The following is an 18,267-nucleotide window of genomic DNA, read 5'->3' as shown; positions in this document are numbered from 1 at the left end:
TTTCCGGATTGGGGCTTGATTGTCGGTGATCGTGGATTCCGTGGTCGGGGCCCGGGGGATCGGGGACCGGGTGCTGCTCTACACCCGGATCGTCCTGCTGGTGCTGTTGAGTCTGGGCACCTTCGCGGTCAACGTGAACGGCGACCCCACGCCGCGCACCCTGGACGACCTGTACGCCGACCTGCGCGCCGGCCGGGTGAGCACGATCGTGATGGACCGCGCCTGGCCCGGGTACGGGGAGCTGACCTGGTCGGAGGGCCCGCTGTCGTGGTACCGGGCGTTCGGCTACATCAAGCCCGAGGTGTGGGACCCGGTGACGACCCGCCTGGACGAGGAGCGGCTTGAGTCGGTGCGCCGGGAGTACCTCGACAAGATCGACGCGGCGGCGCGGATCGGCGGGCGGCCGGTGACGGTCACCGACCGGCTGGGCGCGATGGGCAGCCTGTGGGCGTACGTGGAGCTGCAACGGCTGTGGGGGCCGCTCGCGCCCCTCGGGCCGGTGGCCCTGGCCATCGCCTTCCTGCTCATGCTGGGGCTGCCCCAGCGCCGCTACGCGACCCGCTGGGGCTGGTTCTGGCTGTTCCTGCGCGGGGGAGCGGTGGCGTACGTGCTGCTTGAGCCCTATCCGATCTGGCGCCGCCCGCACGAGGTGCTGCCCGAGCGGCGCCCGCTGGACGGCTGGCAGGCGCTGATCCTGGCCATCGCGCTGACGTTCCTGCTGGTGTTCATCCCCCTGTAGTGGCCAGGCGGGCCAGCCCGGGGTAGTCGGTGACCAGGCCGTCGCGGTCGAAGACCAGCTCGGAGCGAAACCCGTCGCTCTCGTAGCGCACCACGCCGGGGGAGATGTGGGTGTAGCGCTGCTCGTGCCGGATCACCGACAGATGGGGCACGCGCACCCAGGCCATCACGAACTCCACGCTGCCGGGCGTGGTGAGCAGGTCGTGCCGCAGCACCGGCATGGTGTTGGTCAGCGGCGACAGGCCGAGGTCGCAGTCGAGCGCGTCGTTCAGCGCCCCGGTGTCGCCGCCGGGCGGCGGCCCGCCGAGCGCGCCCTCCTGGTCGGCCTCGCAGACCCATTTGCCGTCGGGGCCCCGCCGCAGGTCGAGCACGCGCCACCAGCCCGCGCCCGAGGAGCGCACGGTGAGGGCCTCGGTGACGTGGTCGCCCGCCGCGGTGCGCAGGGAGTACTCCAGCCGGTACGGCACCGGGTCGGCGCCGACCGCCACCCCGGTCGCGGCCAGCCCGCCCGACAGATCGACCTCGGCGTACTCGGCCCCGGCGTCCTTCACCCACACCAGCGATCGCATACCTGTCAGGTTCCCACGTTCTGGGCCTGTTCCGCGGAGGTTACGGACTGCGACTCCTGCCCGTCGCGCGCCGCGGCGGCCCTGCGGTCGGCGGCCTCGCGCCGGATCAGGAAGAACCACCCGCCGACCGCCACGCCGATGAACAGCCACCACTGCACGCCGTAGGCCAGGTTGAGCCCGCCGCCGGCGCCCACGTCGGGCTCGGGCACCGGCTCGGGGGCCGTGGCCGGCTTCGGGTTCTGCTCGATCGCCTCGACGTACCCGTCGATGATCCGGTACGGCAGGCCGCCGCCGATCGCCCTGGCGTCGATGAGCAGGACCTGCCCGGCGGGCAGCCCGGAGCGGTTCCTGATCCCGGAGGACTCCTCGCTCTCGCTCAGCCGCAGCCGCCCGGTCACGGTCACCTGCCCGGCCGGCGGCGCGGGGACCTCGGGCATGGCGTCGGCGGTGGCGCCGGCGGGCACCCAGCCCCGGTTCACCAGCACGGCCTGGCCCTGCCCGGTGACCAGCGGGGTCAGCACCAGGAAGCCCAGCCTGCCCTCCTGCGGCCGGCGCCGCACCACCAGCTCGTGCCCGGGGTCGTAGGTGCCGGAGACGGTGACGCGGCGGTACTTGTCGGCCTCGCGCACGCTCCCGCCGGGCGGCACCAGCGTGCCGAGGGCGACCGGGGCGGCCTCCAGGTTGGCGGTGATCTGGTGGCTCGCGGCCGAGCGCTCCTCGAACCGGCCGAACTGCCACTGGCCGAGGAAGACGAAGGCCGGGATGACCAGCAGCACCACCACGTGGAACGCCAGCCAGCGCGGAGTCAGGAGGAACCTGTACACGACTTCAGGGTAGGCATCCGGGGGACCGGTCCCGACCGCGGCCCTGACCGGCGCCGGGGCCGCTAGCCGTCGGCGGCGGCGCGGGCGGGGTGGCGGGCGGGGCGGAACCCGGGGCCCGGCCTGGGGGTGATCTCGCGCGCCGAGGCGACCTCGTGGCCCTCGGCGCAGCGCATGTGCAGCTCGACGGGCGCGCCGCAGTCGCGGTGGGTGAGCAGCACCGGCGGGCCGTCGTCGCCGGCGAGGTAGCGGTCGCCCCAGTGCATCAGGGCGACCATGATCGGGTAAAGGTCGAGCCCTTTCTGCGTCAGGCGGTACTCGTCGCGCTGGCGCTGGCCGGGCTCGCGGTAGGGGACCTTGCGCAGCAGCCCCTCCTCGACGAGGCGGGCTAGGCGGGCGCTGAGCACCTGGCGGGGCGCGCCCGTGCCGGCCTGGAGGTCGGCGAACCGGCGTACTCCGTTGAACGCCTCGCGCAGCACGAGGAACGTCCACTTCTCTCCGACGATGCCCAGCGTGGCCTCGATCGAGCAGTTGTCCACTCGGAAGGGCATGGTCATGCCCGCATAGTAGGTCGTCGCCCCGCTCCTTCCAATATTTGCTGAGTCTACTTGACAGACTCAGGTTGCCACGCCAGGCTGAGTCCGTGATTCGAACTCAGGTTGTCCAGGTCCCCGGGCCCACCGTGCCCTTCGAGGCGATCGAGGTGCGCCCGGCGCGCCCCGGCGACGAGGAGCCCGTACGCCGGTTCCTGGCCGGCCTGTCGCTGCGCACCCAGACGCTGCGCTTCTTCACGGGGGTCTCCCGGCCCAGCCGGACGCTGCTGCGCGCCCTGCTCGCCGTGGACGGCAACCGCGACGCGCTGCTCGCCGTGCCGACCGGCACCGGCGAGGTCGTCGGGCACGCGATGAGCTACGCCCGCGAGGGCGGCGCGGACGTGGAGGTCGCGATCGTGGTCGCCGACGAGTGGCAGGGCATGGGCTGCGGCGCCCGGCTGATGGACGCGCTGCTCGGCCGGGCTGCGGCGCGCGGGGCGCGTACGGCGGCGATGGACGTGATGGGGGAGAACCGGCGGGTGCTGGCCATGATCCGGCGCCGCTGGCCCGGAGCGGCCATGCGGGTGTGCTCGGGGACGGTCGAGGTCGTCGTACGGATTCCGGCCGCGCCCGATCTCAACGATCTTGCTAATGGTGGGCCAAGGGTGGGCTAAGATCTGACGTGGAACTCTGACAGCGGGCAGCCATTTGCGGAACAAGGTTCTGTTAGCACACCATTGACCCTGTGAAGAGTGTCAAAGGACGCGACGGCCGTACCCGGATCATCGAGGGCGCCTTGCGCCGGTTCAGCCAGGACGGCGTCTCGGCCACCACGCTGGCCAGCCTGCGCGACGAGAGCGGCGTGAGCGTCGGCAGTTTCTACCACCACTTCGCCAGCAAGGAACACGTCTTCGGCGTCCTGTACGCCGAGACGCTGAACATGTACCAGGAGGCGTTCCTCGCCGAGCTGTGCCGCCACGAGGAGGCGCGGGCGGGGATCGAGGCGATCGTGGCCTTCCACATGGCCTGGTGCGGCGAGCACCCCGAGCGCGCCAGGCTGCTGATCAGTGAGCGGCCGCCGCGCCGCACCGAGCCGGGCGGCACCGAGGTCGCCGAGTCGCGGCGCGCGTTCTTCCGCCAGGTGTCCGACTGGTGGCGCCCGCACATGAAGGCCGGGTTGCTCCAGCCCGTGCACCCCACCATGTGCTACGTGCTCTGGCTGGGCCCGGCGCAGGAGATGTGCCGCCTGTGGTTCAGCGGGGCGCACCAGCCCACGCCCGAGGAGATCACCGGCCTGTCCCAGGCCGCCTGGCAGAGCCTGCGCCAGCCGGGCGCCCCGGATTGATCAGCCTCGGATCGATCAGCCCCGGATTGATCGGCCCCGCGTGATCAGCCCGGATCGATCGGGCTCGGAGTGATCGAGGGCTCTCAGCGAGCGCCCGCCATGTGGCCGAGCCGGGTGGGCACCCGCCAGACCTTCTGGTCCAGCGAGATGTCAAGGCGCAGGTCCTGGCGGTGCCGGCGCAGGCCGGGGACCCGCAGCCGGTCGTGCACGTCGAAGCGGCCCCGCCTCGGGTAGCCGAACCCGAGCTCGCCGGGCAGCACCCGCAGCTCGTCCCGGTTCCCGCACCTCGGGCAGGTCCACGCGACGAGATCGCGCCCGCGGTTGTAGTCGTGGCAGGCGCGGAAGAACTCGTCGGGGTGGAAACGCGAGTCGCAGGCCAAGCAGGGGATCAACATCGTGGATCCGCTCCTTGTCGGGACGGCAGTGTGGCGGCTATCGACATAGGTATCGCGATCCACTTAACCGCCACTTGCAGAACACTTGCGTCGTTATGTAACCGGTAAGGTGCCGTCCGTCACATCGTGGCATCGCGCCCAGCGGGGCCGGGCGGTGCGAGGATGGTGGGGATGAACGTGCCCGAAGCTCTGCTGGACCGCCTCCGCGACCGCCTGCTCGAATCCGGCTACACCCTCGACGGGGTGCGCGAACGCCTCGGCGACGTCGCCGCCTCCGCGCTCGCCCGCGAGGAGCTGGTCCCCGCCCTGCGCGCCACCCGCGACGGCGACGCGCTCGCCGCGCTGATCCGGCTGTGGTGGCTGGGCGTCCCGGTCGAGGCGGCCGAGCTGCCGCTCCCCGTGGCCGGGCTCGTCGAGTCGGGGCTGCTCACGGCCGAGCACGGCACCGCCGTACGCGCCGCGGTGCACCTGCAGCCCTGGGAGGAGGGCGGCTACCTCGTCTCCGACCGCAAGGTGCGCCCCGGCGACCCGCCGCTGCGCACCGACCACGTCGTCGGCGCGGGCGGCGCGTCCGCCAACCTGGCCCAGCTCGCCGCCCGCGCCCCCGCCGAGCGGGCGCTCGACCTCGGCACCGGCTGCGGCGTGCAGGTCGTGCACCTCGCCGGCCGCGCCCGGCGGATCGTGGCCACCGACGTCAACCCGCGCGCCCTGGAGCTGGCCGCGCTGACCTGGCGGCTGTCCGGCGTGCACGAGCGCGCCGAGGTCGAGGCCCGGCAGGGCGCCATGTACGAGCCGGTCGAGGGCGAGCGGTTCGACCTGATCGTGTCCAACCCGCCGTTCGTGATCGCCCCCGGCGGCGGGCTCACCTACCGCGAGTCCGGCGAGGACGCCGACGGCTTCTGCCGCCACCTCGTCCGCCTCGCGCCCCGCCACCTGGCCCCCGGCGGATACGCCCACCTGCTGGCCAACTGGCTGCACGTCAAGGGCGAGGACTGGCGCGACCGCGTGGGCGGCTGGCTGGCCGAGACCGGCCTGGACGGCTGGGCGGTGCAGCGCGACGTCCAGGACCCGGCCGAGTACGTCGAGCTGTGGCTGCGCGACTCCGCCGAGCACGGCACCCCCCGCTACGCCGAGCGCTACGACGCCTGGCTGGGCCGGCTGGAGGCGATGGACGTCACCGGCGTCGGCTTCGGCTGGATCACGCTGCGCGACTCCGGCACCCTCGACCCGGTGGTGCGGGTGGAGGAGCTGACCCAGCGGGTCGAGCTGCCCGTCGGCGGCTACGTGTCCGGCGTGCTGGACGCCATCGGGGCGGCCCACCGGCTCACCGACGAGGAGCTGCTGGCCGCCTGCCCGGCCGTGGCCGAGGGGGTGACCGAGGAGCGCTCCGGCCCGCCCGGGGCCGAGGACCCGGCCCGGATCGTGCTGCGGCAGACGCGCGGGCTGCGGCGTACGGCGGCGGTGGGCACGGTCGAGGCGGCGCTCGCCGGCGTCGTGGACGGCACCCTCCCGCTCGCCCCGCTCCTCGACGCCATCGCCGAGCTGACCGGCGGCGACCCCGCCGAGCTGCGCGCCTCCACCCCCGCCGCCGTCCGCGCCCTGATCGCGGAGGGCTTCTTCACCCTCTGACCCGCCCGCCCGGCGCGGTGTTGATCGGGCGTTGATCCGACGTTGAGCAGGCCGCGCCAAGCTGAGTGCCGTGGCAGGGACCCGGGGGGTTCGAGGTCCGTGCCAGGCCCGGCCGGCCGTCGAAGTGAGGCGGCTAGCCGTCGCGTGTGGCATCCGGTGATCCGGGCCCCCTAGCTCCACGCGGCGGTGAGATGGCCGGTCGGGCACCGTATACAAGGGTCGGGCACCGTATACGACGGGCGCACGGGGATCACACGGTCAGAACGGGAGCGCAATGGTGATCAACCACGTGCGTATGACGCGGCTGGACGACGACCTGTTCCGGGATCTCGGCCCGTTAGCTCTTGACCCCGTCGCGGTCGAGGAGGGCGCGCAGGTCGTCGGCCTCGGGGGCGCCGATGCGGGCGAACAGGGCGTGGGCCCGGTCGAAGCACTCGCGGCTCCTGGCGGCGCCGCCGAGCCCGGCCAGGGCCCGGCCGAGCACGAACAGTGACTGCGCCTCGCCGTAGGGATGGCCGATCTCCCGGCTCACCGTCAGGGCCTGCTCCGCGTGGCGTACGGCGTCCTGGAAGCGCTCGGCGGCGATGAACGTCTCGGCCAGCCTGGTGCACACCCTCTGCTCCCAGACCCGCTGGTTGCTGGCCCGGAAGAAGGCCAGGCACTCGGCGTGGTGGTGCACCGCCTCGTTCAGCCGGCCGACCCGCGACAACACGATGCCGAGGTGGTACCTCGCCCGCGCGATGCCCGCGCCGCTGCCGATGTCCAGGAAGATGGCCAGGCCCTGCTCGGCGGCGGCGATGGCGTCCTCCGGGTGGCCCAGCCCCAGGTGGTCGCGGGCGGAGTAGCTGAGCACCAGCGCCTCGCCGGCCGGGGCGTTCATCTCGCGGTAGACCTTGGTGGCCGCGTCGAACCAGGCCAGCGCCTCGTGGTGGCGGCGCTGCCGGCCGGCCACGACCGCCATCGCGTTCATGGTCTCGCCGATGACGACCCGCTCGCCCAGCGCGCCGGCCAGGTCGAGCGAGGCGCGGAACTGCTCCTCGGCCTCGGCGAGCATGTTCGCGCCGAACAGCACCCGGCCCAGCACGTACCGCACGCGCACCTCGCTGGGGCCGTCGCCCGCCCGGCGCGCGGCGGCCAGCAGGTCGCGGGCGTGCCGGTCGAACTCGCGCATGTGCGTGCCCGATTCCAGCAGCGGCTCCATCGCCACCAGCAGGTCGGCCGCCGGCAGCAGCGCACCGGACGCGCCGCTCTCCCCGGCCGCCCCGGCGCGGGCCACGGCCTGGCCGAGCACCGCGAACAGCGCGTCGGCCTCGACGCTCAGCCACTCCACGGCCTCGTCCGCGCCGCCGAACGTGCGCCCGGTCGCCCCGCGCACGGCCAGGTGGTCGGCGATCTGGCTGCCCTCGTACGCCAGCCGGTGCGCCTGCGCCGCCGAGGCCAGGTAGAAGCCGAGCAGCCGGGCCAGCGCCTGCTCGCGGGCGTCCGGGTGCTCCGACGCCTCCGCCTCGCGGCGGGCGAACAGCTTCAGCAGGTCGTGGAAGCGGTACCGGCCGGGCGCGGGGGCCTCCAGCAGGCTCGCGTCCACCAGCGACTCCAGCAGGTCCTCGGCCTCGTGCGCCTCGCGGTCCAGCATCGCCCCGGCCGCGCCCAGCGACACGTCCGGCCCGCCGGCCAGCGACAGCAGCCGGAACGCCCGCGCCTGGGCCGGGTCGAGCTGGCCGTAGCCGAGGGCGAAGGTCGCGTCCACCGCCAGCCCGCCGACCCGCAGCTCGTCCAGGCGGCGGCGCTCGTCGGCCAGCCGGGGCACCAGTGAGGCCACCGTCCAGCCGGGCCGGGCCGCGAGCCGCGCCGCCACGATCCGCACCGCCAGCGGCAGGAACCCGCACGCGGCCACCACGTCCATCGCCGCCGCCCGCTCGGCCGCCACCCGCTCCGGCCCGGCCACCGCCGAGAACAGCGCCAGCGCCTCGTCCGGCTCCATCACGTCCAGGTCGAACAGGCGGGCCGCGGGCAGGTCGGCCAGCTTGCTCCGGCTGGTCACGATCGCCGCGCAGCCCGGGGCGCCCGGCAGCAGCGGCGCCACCTGCTCGGTGCTCTGGGCGTTGTCCAGCAGCACCAGCATGCGCCGCTCGGCCAGCAGCGACCGGTACAGCGCCGCCCGCTCGGCCCGGCCCTCGGGGATGATGTCGGCCGGGATGCCCAGTGCGCGCAGGAAGGCGCGCAGCGCGGAGTCGGCGGCCTCGTCGCCGTACGCGCGCAGGTCGGCGTAGAGCTGGCCGTCGGGGTACAGGTCGCCGGCGGCGTGGGCCACGTGCACGGCCAGCGTGGTCTTGCCGACCCCGCCGATGCCGCAGATCGCCGCCACCGGCACCCCCTCGGCGCCGCCCGGCCCGGCGAGCAGCGTGCGGAGGCGGTTGACGACCTCGCGGCGGCCGGTGAAGTCGGGCACCGCGGCGGGAAGCTGGGCCGGGCGCGGCAGCTCCTCGACCTCCGGCGGGTCCTGCTCCGCCTCGCCCGCCTCCTCGGCCTGCGCGGACGCGGGCTCGGCCTGGCGCGGGGGGACCGCGAGCGCGGGATCGGCGGCCAGGATGCGCTGGTGCAGCGCGGTCAGCTCCGGGCCCGGGTCCACGCCCAGCTCGTCGATCAGCGCCTGCCGGGTGTCGGCGAACACCGCCAGCGCGTCGGCCTGCCGCCCGCACCGGTAGTAGGCGAGCATGAGCTGCGCCCGCAGCCGCTCGCGCAGCGGGTGCTCGGCGGTCAGCGCGATCAGGTCGGGCAGGATCTCGCTGTGCCTGCCGAGCAGCAGATCGACGTCCGCCAGCGCCTCGGTCACGGCCATCCGCCGCTCGGCCAGCCGGTTGCGCTGGTGCTCGGCGTACGGGCCGACGGCTCCGGCCAGCGGCTCGCCGCCGCCCCGGCCCAGCGCCTCGCGCAGGAACCGGGCGGCCTCCTCCGGCCGGCCGGCCCGGCGCGCGGCCTCCGCCCTGGCGACGTCCCGCTCGAACAGGGTCAGGTCCAGGGCGCCGTCGGGCAGTCGCAGCGCGTAGCCGCGGCCCACCGAGGTCAGCAGCTCCGGGCGGCTGCGCGGCGACCGGTCGGGTTCGAGCACGGTGCGCAGCCGCGACACGTACGTACGCAGCGCGCCCAGCGCCCGCGGCGGCGCCTCCTCCCCCCACACCGCGTCGATCATCTCGCCGGGAGTGACCGCCCGGCCCTCACGCAGCAGCAGCATCGCCAGGATGGATCGCTGTAACGGGGTGCCCAGATCGAGCTCCACGCCGTCGCGCCAGGCCTGGACAGGGCCGAGCACGGCGAACCGCAGTCCGCCTTCCATGCCCTGAACAGCCATTTCGCCACTCCGACCCCAATGGGAAGTTTCTTGGCCAAAAGCATAGATCCTTCGATGCTTACCTCGAAGGCACGGGTTGTGTGGTCGGCGGCCGGTTCACGCAGCGTTGATCCGGTGTTGATCCGGTATTGAGCGCCCTGGGAGACCGTGGAGACAACGAAAGGCATGGCCCCGAGTGACACGGGGGCGGCCATGCCTTCCACATATCCGAAAGACCGGCTGGTTCAGGGCCCGCACTCGTCAGTGCGGGCCCTGCGCGTGTCCGAGCGAGGCCGGTCGTCCGGCTCGGCGTACGGCAAGGCCGGAGACAGCGGATTGCAGGTTCGCGTAAACGGGCTGTAAGCGGCGTGCAGGCGGGGCGGCCTATCAATGGATCTGCCTCCCCCGAGCGGGGATCGCCCTCACCAAAAGGAGAAAACCGAAATGCGTCGTACGACCCGCACCCTTCTCGGGATCGCCGCCGTCAGCGCCACCGCGTTCGCCCTGGCCCTGCCCGCCACCGCCGCCAACGCCGCCACCCCGGCCGCCGCCTCTGCCACCGCGACCGCCTCCGGCTACGACTACGACGAGTACTGGGGCCCGTCCTACTCCAAGTGGGCTCACGACTCCCGGGCCAAGGCGCACGGCCGCGTGTGGAGCCACGGCGACAAGGTGCACGTCGAGGGCAAGCTCTACGACAAGCACTCGCCCTGGTGGCTGTGCGGCTACGTCCAGATCAAGTTCGAGGACGAGCACGGCGACGAGAAGACCTACTGGGCCAAGAAGTGCGGCTCCAACGGCTACAAGTACTTCCACGCCTGGGAGCACGACGTGGAGACCGTGCAGGCCCGCGTCTGCTACTGGAACGAGAAGTTCCACGCCAAGAAGTACTGCGGCAAGTGGGAGTACATCTACGAGGCCGACGAGCACGCGGACTACTGATCGGAAAAACCGCCGGCCCGGCGCGGGCCGCTGAACATATTGGAAGAACACGAAAGGCCCGCCCGGAATCCCGGGCGGGCCGCGCGTGTGTCAGGGCCCTATTCGGTTGTGCGCGTCACCGCTCAGGCGGCCTCGGTCCAGCCGAGCCTGCCGAGCATCCGATCCCGTACCGCCGGCCATTCGACGTTCAGGATCGAGTAGTACGCCGTATCTCGGACCGTGTCGTCGGCGCCTCGGCTGTCCGCCCGCCGCACACCGTCGAAGTGTGCGCCGAGGGCCTCGATGGCGGCCCGGGATCGGGTGTTGCGTACGTCGGCTTTCAGGGAGATGCGGTGGACCTGCCAGGTCTCGAAGGCGTGGGAGAGCAGCAGCAGCTTGCTCTCCAGGTTGACCCCCGTGCGCTGGGCCGACGCGGCCAGCCAGGTGTAACCGATGTCGGCCACGGACGGGACCTCGCCCACCGCTCCCCGCGTACCCGGAGGCCAGGGCATCGGGCCCTGCCAGTACTCCAGGTGCATCAGACGGGTGGCACCGACGATGGTGTCGGTGCTCAGCCACCTGATGGCGAAGGGCAGGCAACGGCCCTCCGCCTGTTCAGCCTGAGCGGCCTCCACGTAGGAGACCATCTCCTCCCGCGTCGCGGGAACGCGAGTGAAGCGATAGGTGGAGCGGTCTTCACTCGCCGCGGCGACCAGCTCGTCGATCGCCGCGAGGCTGAGAGGTTCCAGGCGCACGGAGCGCCCGGACAAGGTGACAAGAGCGGGCATGAGCACATGATGGGGGCTCCGGCCCGGCGCCGGGACCAAATGCGCGAGACATTACGGTGAGCATCAGGAAAAGCCGCCGCCGGGCGGAGTGAAACGCGCGAAACCCCTGGTCGGTCAGCTCGCCGCCGCTGTCGGCACCAGGGCGGGCACGCGCCGCGCGGGAACCGCGTGACGCTCGGTCGCCAGGCCGTCCAGAGCCTCGTCCAGATGGTCCAGCGCCTCGGCGATCCACGGCAGCGCGACCGGGTCGGCGGCGTGCAACGCGGTCAGCCGCTGCTCGGTCGTCGTCCCGTAGAGCAGGCTCGTGGCCACCCGCACCCGCAGCGCCGCCGGGTCGTCGCCGAAGGCGTGTCCGGGCAGCACGCCCACGCCGTGCCGGTCGAGCAGCAGCGCCGCGAACTCGGCGGAGGACCCGACCCCCAGCCGCTCGCGCAGGTGTCCCAGGTCGGGGTAGAGGTAGAACCCGCCGCGCGGCATGGCCACCGAGGCCCCGGCCGCCCGGAACCGCGCGTGCACCGCCCGCGCCACCGTGCCGTGCAGCCGGCGGCTGCGCGTCACCCGCTCGGCCAGCTCGGCCGGCTCGGTGAACGCGTACGCCGCTGCCTCCTGCACCGGGGCGGCCGGGCTGGACCAGATCTCACTGGCCACGGCGAGCAGGCGGGTGCGCAGGTCATGGGCGCCGTCGGGCAGCCGGGCGACCCCGATCCGCCACCCGCCGAGCGCCAGGCTCTTGCTCAGCCCGGTGGTGATCACCGTACGCTCGGGCGCCACCTCGGCCGGGCTCAGGAACGGGGTGCCCGGGTCGTGGACCAGATCGCGGTAGATCTCGTCGGAGATGATGGCGAGATCGAGCTCGCGGGCCAGCTCGGCCAGAGCGCGCACGGTCTCGGGGGCCGCCAGCGTGCCGGTCGGGTTGTCGGGCAGCGTCAGCAGCAGCGAGCCGACCGTACGCCCCCGCGCCCGCGCGTGCAGCACCGCCGAGCGGACTCGGGCGGGGTCCGGCGCCCCTCCCTCGCCGGGGGGCGCGGGCACCATGATCGGGTTGGCGCCGACGAGGTCGGCCTGCGCCGCGTAGCTCACCCAGCTCGGCATCGGCAGCACGATGTCGCCGCCGAGGGCGAGCAGCAGGCCGTAGAGCAGCGACTTGCTCCCCGGGCCGGACACGACGAGATCGGGATCGGTGGGCAGCCCTCGCCGCGACCAGTATCCGGCCGCCGCCGCGCGCAGGTCGGGCGAGCCCGCCACCGGGCCGTACCCGTTGCTCCCTGACGCGGCGACGAGACGCCGCCGCAGCGCCGGGTGGACGGGCAGGCCGGCCTCGCCGAAGGCGAGGTTGAGCACCCGCTCCCCGGCGCGCCGTCTTCGTTCGATGTCCTCGTTCGCCGCCAACGTGGCGGAAAGGGTTACGTTCATGGGGTGCCTCCTGCTTATGCTCGGGAACGTTCCCAGACTGAGGGCCCACAGGCATCACCACAAGCGAGGCTTTTCGTGGGTAGGCGTTAGGAAGTCCGATGCTCGATCTGCGGCGTCTTGCCTTGATCTGCGAGTTCGCCAGGAGGGGTAGTATCGCCGCTACCGCCTCCTCTCTCGGGTATAGTCCTTCGGCCGTTTCGCAGCAGCTCGCCGCGCTCGAACGCGAGGCCGGCACCGCCCTGCTCGACCGCACCGCGCGCAGCGCCGAGCTGACCGACGCCGGCCGCCGGCTCGTGGAGCACGCCGAGCGCATCCTGTCCATGGTCGAGGCCGCCGAGACCGATCTGTCGGCCCACGCGGCCACGCCCTCGGGCCGGGTCACCGTGACCGCCTTCCCCACCGCGGCGGTCGCATTCGCCCCGGCGCTCGCACGATCGCTGCGCCGCCACTCCGCGCTCAGCCTGCGCATGCGTCAGGGCCGTTCCGGGCGCGGCATGCGCGAGCTGGAGTCCGGCGAGGTGGACATCGCCCTTGTGGACGACTGGTACGGCCGGGTGCGCGAACGCGAGTCCGCCACCCTGCGCGTCTTCCCCCTCCTGCACGACCCGCTGGTGCTGGTCGTGCCCCGCCGGCACCGCATGGCCGACCCCGACGTCCCGGTCGATCTGGCCGAGCTGCGCGATGAGCCGTGGATGGCCACCCCCGACGGCGAGCCCTCCCGCCTCGCCGTGGACCGGCTCCTCGCCGAGGTCGGCGGCGCCCGCCCCGTGCCGTGGGAGTTCGAGGGCCTGGGCACGATCCTGAGCCTGGTCGCCAAGGGCATCGGCATCGCCGCCGTGCCCGCCCTGGCGCTGGCGGCCGGGGTGCGCGGGATCGTGGTCCGCGAGTTCCCCGGCGTGTCGCTGGGCCGCGAGGTGCACGCGGTGGCCCGCGCGTCCGGGGTGCACCGGCCGTCGGTCTCGGTGACGATCCGCGCCATGCACGTGGCCGCCCGCGTGCTGGCCGCCGACCTGGAGCCGCTGCGATTGGCGGCCCGCTGAGCCCCGGAACCGGTACCGTCGGCCCCATGGCCCCCAGCTATGACATCGAACGCCTCCTCGCCACCTCCTCCCGCCGCCCCCGCCTGGTCGCCGGGGTGGACGAGGTGGGCCGGGGCGCCTGGGCCGGTCCCGTCACGGTGTGCGCCGTGGTCACCGACCTGTCCCCGCCGCCCGAGCGGCTGACCGACTCCAAGCAGCTCTCCGCGGCGCGGCGCGAGGCGCTGGTGCCCGAGATCGAGGCGTGGGCCGCCGGGATCGGCTACGGCGAGGCGTCCGCGGCCGAGATCGACGAGCTGGGCATGACCGAGGCCCTGCGCCGGGCCGCCAGGCGGGCGCTGGAGGCGCTGCCCGAGCGCCCGGGGGCGGTGATCCTGGACGGCAAGCACGACTACATCGGCGCGCCCTGGCCGGTGCGGTGCGAGGTCAAGGGCGACCAGGCGTCCATCTCGGTGGCAGCGGCGTCGGTGCTGGCCAAGGTGCGGCGCGATGCGTACATGGCGGGGCTGGGGCTGGAGGCGTACGGGTTCGGCGAGAACGCGGGCTACCCCTCGCCGGTCCACCAGCAGGCCCTGGCCGACCTCGGCCCGACCCCGCACCACCGGATGACCTGGTCCTATCTGGACGACCTGCCGCGGTGGCGGCACCTGAAGCGCCACCGCCACCCGAGCGAAGGCCAGATGACGCTGCTGTGACGGGCACTGCTATGACGGGCACTGCGATGACGGGCACTGCTATGACGGGCACGGCCGGCATGCGGATCGGGGTCTTCCTGGTGGCGGCCGGGTTTCCGGGCCGCGCCCCCGGCCAGGTGCTGGCCGACACCGTCGAGGCGATCGTGGCCGCCGAGGCGGCCGGGTTCGACGACGCCTGGATCGCCGAGCACCACTTCATGTCCTACGGCGTGTGCCCGTCGGCGGCGACGCTGGCGGGGGTGGCGCTGGGGCGTACCAGCCGGATCGAGGTGGGCACCGCGGTGAGCGTGTTGTCCACCCACCACCCGGTGGCCCTGGCCGAGCAGGCGGCCGTGCTGCACCACGCGTCGGGCGGGCGGTTCCGGCTGGGCGTGGGGCGCGGCGGCCCCTGGGTGGACCTTGAGGTTTTCGGCACCGGCGCCGAGCGGTACGAGCGCGGCTTCCCCGAGTCGCTGGACCTCCTGCTGGCCGCGCTGCGGCGGCCCAGCGTCGGCGCCGGCGGCGACTTCTTCCGCTTCCGCGAGGTGGCGATGGTGCCGGGGATCGGTGGCGCGTACGCGCCCGTGGTGGCCTGCACGTCGGAGGCGACGCTCGCGCTGGCCGCCGAGCGCGGGCTGCCCATGCTGCTCGGCATGCACGCCCCCGACGCCGAGAAGGCGGCCATGATCGCCGCGTACGAGCGCCGGGGGCCCGCCGGGCTGCCACACGTCGCCGCCGCGGTGGGACACGTGGCCGACACCACGCAGGCCGCGGTGCGGGAGCTGACGGCGGCGATGCCCACCTGGCTCGGCCCCGGACTCGCGAGCCACCGCCCGCTCGACGACCGGCCCCGCCCGATGCGCGACCCGCACGCCTACACCCGCGAGCTGTGCGCCATGCACCCGGTGGGCTCGCCGGAGCACTGCGTGGCCAGGATCGCCGAGACCGCCGAGCGCACCGGCCTGCGGCACCTGATCCTGATGGTGGAGGGTGCGGGCGAGCAGGCCCGCACCCTGGAGAACATCGCCCGGCTGGGAGCCGAGGTGTTGCCGGCCGTGCGGGAGCTCAGCAGTCGACGAGCTCCGGCTTCTGGTTGAGGATCTGCGCCCTGGGCGTGACGAACTCGCGCAGGGCCTCGGTGGCGGTCGGGTCGAACACGGCCACCCGGTGGCAGTTCTGGAAGGCGAGCCGCATCCCGAAGTGCCGCTCCAGCGCGCCCCGCATGGCGTCGCTGGCGAGGCAGCGCAGGAGCTGGCCCCGCGCGGCCTCGTCCGGGGGCGGGGTCTGGTTGTCGGCGAATGCGGCGCCGGTTCTGTCGCGCTCCTCGACCAGCTCGCTGATCACCGACCACGCGTAGGGCAGTGAGTCGCGTACGCAGGCGACGAACGCCTCGTCGTCCACCTCACCCGCCAGAGCCTGGTCGAGAAGATCGTTCGAAACGGTCAGCGACATGCTTTCTCCTCTCAAAGGGGGATCAATCAGACGTTAGGCAAGGCTTGCGGCGGGCTCCATAGGCGCCGAAGCGACATCCGCGTGCGAACCGGCATCCGGGTGCGAACCGGCGTCCGCGTGCGAACCGGCGTCCGGGTGCGAGCCCAGCGCGGCGGGCCCGAACACGAACTCCGGGTCCACCTGGGCCGCCAGATCCTGCCCGGTGGCCCGGTTGGCCCAGGCCGCGGCGTTGCGCAGGTGGAACTCCACCGCCTGCCGCCCGAACCGCTCCCAGTCCTTCTCCTGGGCGTCGAGGTGCTTGAGCAGCAGCGCGAGGGCGTCGAGGTTGGCCGGCTCCAGGTCGTCGAGCCGGAACGCCCGGCCCTGCTCCAGGGCGCGTACGGACCTGCTGTGCTCGAACCAGGTCAGCAGGTCGGCGCCGACGTGCGAGCGCAGGAACTCGACGTCCTCCGGCCCCTGCACCTTGTTGCCGACGACCGCGATCCGCACCCCGAACTCGGCGGCGTAGTCGCGGTACTGGCGGTAGACGCTCACGCCCTGACGCGTGGGCTCGGCCACGAGGTAGGTCAGGTCGAACCGCGTGAACAGCCCGGACGCGAAGGAGTCGGCCCCCGCCGTCATGTCCACGACGACGTACTCACCGGGCCCGTCCACCAGGTGGTTCAGGTACAGCTCCACCGCCCCCACCTTGGAGTGGTAGCAGGCGACCCCGAGGTCGTCCTCGTCGAACGGCCCGGTGACCATCAGCCCAGGACCCTCGGGCGTGGTGACCGCGAACCGCCGGTGGATCTCGTCGGTGGCCTCGCCCAGCCGCAGCAGCCGCGACCCGCGTCCGGGCGGAGTGGTCTTCACCATCGCCTCGGCGGAGGCGATGCGGGGGTTGCTCCCCCGCAGATACTCCTTGATCTCGCGGAGGTGCGCCCCCATGGCCGCCGGCAGGTCGTCCTCATCGACCCCGAGGATCATGCCGAGGTGCTGGTTGATGTCCGCGTCCACCGCGATCACGGGCCCGCCCCGCGCCGCGACGTACCGCGAGAACAGCGCCGACAGAGTCGTCTTGCCGCTGCCGCCCTTGCCAACGAAGGCCACTCTCACGCCCCGCTCCAATCCGATTATGAAAACCATTCCTACACCGACGATCACATGATGCCACGCCGGCCCGCTCCGCGTACGCAATCCCGCGCCTCCAGCGCGCCCATCTCGCCCGCCGAGGGCCGCGGCGCCTCCGGTTTCCGGCCACCCGCCCGTTTTCGCCCCCGGAGCGTTCGCCCATGTCGCGACAGGACGCTCCCGGCCGCGGTGTACAACCGCTGGTTGTCGTGGGGGACCGGTCGTTGTTTGTCCGGCCGGGGGATGCGGGTGTTGGATCGCTGGTCGGTGGGCGAGCGGGCGGGGCGGGCGGGGTGGGATGCGATGGGGCGGGACTTCGGGTGGTTGTGGGCGGCCTTCGCGGCCGGCACGCTAGGGACGCGGCTGGCGCTGGACGCCTTTCCGCTGATCGCGATCATGGTACTGGACGCCGGTCCGGCGCAGGTGTCGCTGCTCGCGGCGGCGAGCGGGGCGGTGGGGGCGCTGCTCGCGGTGCCGCTCGGGCCGTGGATCGAGTTCCGGGCGAAGCGGCCGTTGATGATCCGGGCCGACGTGGTGCGGTGCCTGGCGCTGTTCACCGTGCCCGCCGCGTACGCCCTCGGCGCGCTCAGCTACGCGCAGATGCTCGCCGTGGCGATGGTCGTGGCCGTGGCCGACATCGTCTTCGTCGGGGCCAGTGGGGCGCACCTGAAGGCCCTGGTGCCGGCGCGGCACCTGGTCCGGGCCAACGGGCGGTTCGAGACCGTCATGTGGATCTCGACGGCGGTGGGGCCTCCGGTGGGCGGGGCGCTGGTCGGGGCGGTGGGGCCCGTCGTCACGGTGGTGCTCAACGCGGTGGGCCACCTGCTGTCCGCCGCCGGGGTCCGGGCGATCTCGGCGCCCGAGGTGGTGCCCTCGGCCCCGAAGCCAGGAGGCCCGAGGTTCCGAGCGGTCGCGGAGGGATGGCGGATGATCCTCGCGGACCGCGTGCTGCGGCTGCTGTTCGGCAACACGGTGCTGGTCTCGGCGCTGATCATGGCATCCGCGCCGCCGCTGACCTACCTGCTGCTGCACGACCTCGGCTTCACGGCCCTGGAGTACGGGCTCGCGTTCGGCGTCCCGTGCCTGGGCGGGGTGGTGGGGGCGCGGCTCGCCCGGCCGCTGGAGCGGCGGTTCGGGCGGCGGAGGATCCTGCTCGGGTTCGGGGTCGCGCGGGTGCCGTGGCTCGCCGGGCTGGCCGGCGTCGGGGCCGGGTGGGGCGGGCTGCCCCTGGTGATGGGGGTGGAGCTGGCCATGATCACCTGTATGGGGGTGTTCACCCCCGTCTTCGCGGCGTACCGGCTGGAGCGGGTGGAGGACGGCGCGGTCGCGCGGGTGCTCACCGCCTGGACCATCACCACGCGTACGGCCATCGCCGCGGGCACCGCCCTGTGGGGGCTCATCGCCGCCCTGGCCGGGCCGAGGACCGCGATCGGGGTGGCCGGGGCGCTGCTGGTCGGGACCGTGCTGCTGCTGCCCTGGCGGGATCTGGAGCCCTCCTGATCCGGGTTCCTGGC

18 protein-coding genes are annotated in these 18,267 nt (G+C 73.5%); 9 read left to right on the top strand and 9 right to left on the bottom strand.

Annotated features, from left to right (window positions below; genetic code table 11):
- Window positions 1-31: 31 nt before the first annotated feature.
- Window positions 32-739, top strand: coding sequence for a hypothetical protein (locus HNP84_RS00405; RefSeq protein WP_185047300.1), 708 nt, complete (start codon window positions 32-34; stop codon window positions 737-739).
- Here HNP84_RS00405 and HNP84_RS00400 read toward each other — a convergent pair.
- The 3 genes from HNP84_RS00400 to HNP84_RS00390 all read right to left on the bottom strand — a co-directional run bounded on the left by HNP84_RS00400 (window position 726) and on the right by HNP84_RS00390 (window position 2,685).
- The gene (locus HNP84_RS00400; protein ID WP_185047299.1) at window positions 726-1,307 is read right to left on the bottom strand and encodes a putative glycolipid-binding domain-containing protein; all 582 of its coding nucleotides are present in this window, start codon (window positions 1,305-1,307) and stop codon (window positions 726-728) included. The genes HNP84_RS00405 and HNP84_RS00400 overlap by 14 nt on opposite strands.
- A 5-nt stretch (window positions 1,308-1,312) precedes the next feature.
- Entirely contained in the window at window positions 1,313-2,131 is an 819-nt protein-coding gene (locus tag HNP84_RS00395) for an SURF1 family cytochrome oxidase biogenesis protein (protein WP_185047298.1), read from the bottom strand.
- Window positions 2,132-2,193: 62 nt separating this feature from the next.
- Window positions 2,194-2,685, bottom strand: a complete 492-nt coding sequence (locus HNP84_RS00390) for a winged helix-turn-helix transcriptional regulator (protein ID WP_185047297.1) — start codon at window positions 2,683-2,685, stop codon at window positions 2,194-2,196.
- 86 nt (window positions 2,686-2,771) lie between these two features.
- Here HNP84_RS00390 and HNP84_RS00385 point away from each other — a divergent pair, with 86 nt between their 5' ends.
- Together HNP84_RS00385 and HNP84_RS00380 are read left to right on the top strand one after the other, a co-directional pair.
- Window positions 2,772-3,335 (top strand): GNAT family N-acetyltransferase, encoded by a 564-nt coding sequence (locus HNP84_RS00385; RefSeq protein ID WP_185047296.1) that lies wholly within the window; start codon window positions 2,772-2,774, stop codon window positions 3,333-3,335.
- A 71-nt stretch (window positions 3,336-3,406) separates the two neighbouring features.
- The gene (locus HNP84_RS00380) at window positions 3,407-4,006 is read left to right on the top strand and encodes a TetR/AcrR family transcriptional regulator (RefSeq protein ID WP_185047295.1); all 600 of its coding nucleotides are present in this window, start codon (window positions 3,407-3,409) and stop codon (window positions 4,004-4,006) included.
- A gap of 83 nt (window positions 4,007-4,089) precedes the next feature.
- On the opposite strand, the gene HNP84_RS00375 is transcribed toward HNP84_RS00380, so the two are convergent.
- Window positions 4,090-4,401, bottom strand: a complete 312-nt coding sequence (locus HNP84_RS00375; RefSeq protein WP_185047294.1) for a hypothetical protein — start codon at window positions 4,399-4,401, stop codon at window positions 4,090-4,092.
- 162 nt (window positions 4,402-4,563) lie between these two features.
- Between HNP84_RS00375 and HNP84_RS00370 the strand changes: the two genes are divergently transcribed.
- Window positions 4,564-6,030, top strand: coding sequence for a DUF7059 domain-containing protein (locus tag HNP84_RS00370; protein WP_376771804.1), 1,467 nt, complete (start codon window positions 4,564-4,566; stop codon window positions 6,028-6,030).
- Between the two features lie 337 nt (window positions 6,031-6,367).
- Here the strand turns inward: HNP84_RS00370 and HNP84_RS00365 are convergent, their stop codons facing one another.
- Entirely contained in the window at window positions 6,368-9,379 is a 3,012-nt protein-coding gene (locus tag HNP84_RS00365) for an AfsR/SARP family transcriptional regulator (protein ID WP_185047292.1), read from the bottom strand.
- Between the two features lie 423 nt (window positions 9,380-9,802).
- Here HNP84_RS00365 and HNP84_RS00360 point away from each other — a divergent pair, with 423 nt between their 5' ends.
- Window positions 9,803-10,300 carry a hypothetical protein gene (locus tag HNP84_RS00360; RefSeq protein WP_185047291.1) on the top strand — a complete coding sequence of 166 codons (498 nt, stop codon included), beginning with the start codon at window positions 9,803-9,805 and terminating at the stop codon, window positions 10,298-10,300.
- Window positions 10,301-10,422: 122 nt separating this feature from the next.
- On the opposite strand, the gene HNP84_RS00355 is transcribed toward HNP84_RS00360, so the two are convergent.
- Window positions 10,423-11,067: a GNAT family N-acetyltransferase gene (locus tag HNP84_RS00355; RefSeq protein WP_185047290.1), complete on the bottom strand. Its 645-nt coding sequence runs from the start codon at window positions 11,065-11,067 to the stop codon at window positions 10,423-10,425.
- Between the two features lie 114 nt (window positions 11,068-11,181).
- On the bottom strand, window positions 11,182-12,480 hold the full coding sequence (locus tag HNP84_RS00350) for a pyridoxal phosphate-dependent aminotransferase (RefSeq protein ID WP_185047289.1): 1,299 nt from the start codon (window positions 12,478-12,480) through the stop codon (window positions 11,182-11,184).
- Window positions 12,481-12,578: 98 nt separating this feature from the next.
- Here HNP84_RS00350 and HNP84_RS00345 point away from each other — a divergent pair, with 98 nt between their 5' ends.
- Genes HNP84_RS00345 through HNP84_RS00335 form a run of 3 tightly spaced genes read left to right on the top strand, consistent with a single transcriptional unit; the run spans window position 12,579 to window position 15,288 of the window.
- Window positions 12,579-13,520 (top strand): LysR family transcriptional regulator, encoded by a 942-nt coding sequence (locus tag HNP84_RS00345; RefSeq protein ID WP_185047288.1) that lies wholly within the window; start codon window positions 12,579-12,581, stop codon window positions 13,518-13,520.
- Window positions 13,517-14,212, top strand: coding sequence for a ribonuclease HII (rnhB, locus tag HNP84_RS00340; RefSeq protein ID WP_185047819.1), 696 nt, complete (start codon window positions 13,517-13,519; stop codon window positions 14,210-14,212). The genes HNP84_RS00345 and rnhB overlap by 4 nt, the downstream gene beginning before the upstream one ends.
- Window positions 14,213-14,238: 26 nt before the next feature.
- Window positions 14,239-15,288 carry an LLM class flavin-dependent oxidoreductase gene (locus tag HNP84_RS00335; RefSeq protein WP_425586081.1) on the top strand — a complete coding sequence of 350 codons (1,050 nt, stop codon included), beginning with the start codon at window positions 14,239-14,241 and terminating at the stop codon, window positions 15,286-15,288.
- Here the strand turns inward: HNP84_RS00335 and HNP84_RS00330 are convergent.
- Both HNP84_RS00330 and HNP84_RS00325 read right to left on the bottom strand, forming a co-directional pair.
- Complete coding sequence (locus HNP84_RS00330) at window positions 15,257-15,643, bottom strand: SCO5389 family protein (RefSeq protein ID WP_185047287.1); 387 nt, start codon at window positions 15,641-15,643, stop codon at window positions 15,257-15,259. The genes HNP84_RS00335 and HNP84_RS00330 overlap by 32 nt on opposite strands.
- Before the next feature lie 33 nt (window positions 15,644-15,676).
- On the bottom strand, window positions 15,677-16,738 hold the full coding sequence (locus tag HNP84_RS00325; RefSeq protein WP_185047286.1) for an ATP-binding protein: 1,062 nt from the start codon (window positions 16,736-16,738) through the stop codon (window positions 15,677-15,679).
- Between the two features lie 258 nt (window positions 16,739-16,996).
- Here HNP84_RS00325 and HNP84_RS00320 point away from each other — a divergent pair, with 258 nt between their 5' ends.
- Window positions 16,997-18,253, top strand: a complete 1,257-nt coding sequence (locus HNP84_RS00320) for an MFS transporter (RefSeq protein ID WP_185047285.1) — start codon at window positions 16,997-16,999, stop codon at window positions 18,251-18,253.
- Window positions 18,254-18,267 lie beyond the last annotated feature (14 nt).

Source organism: Thermocatellispora tengchongensis (assembly GCF_014202315.1).
GTDB classification, from domain to species: Bacteria; Actinomycetota; Actinomycetes; order Streptosporangiales; family Streptosporangiaceae; genus Thermocatellispora; species Thermocatellispora tengchongensis.
This window is presented reverse-complemented; position numbering and strand designations above follow the sequence as displayed.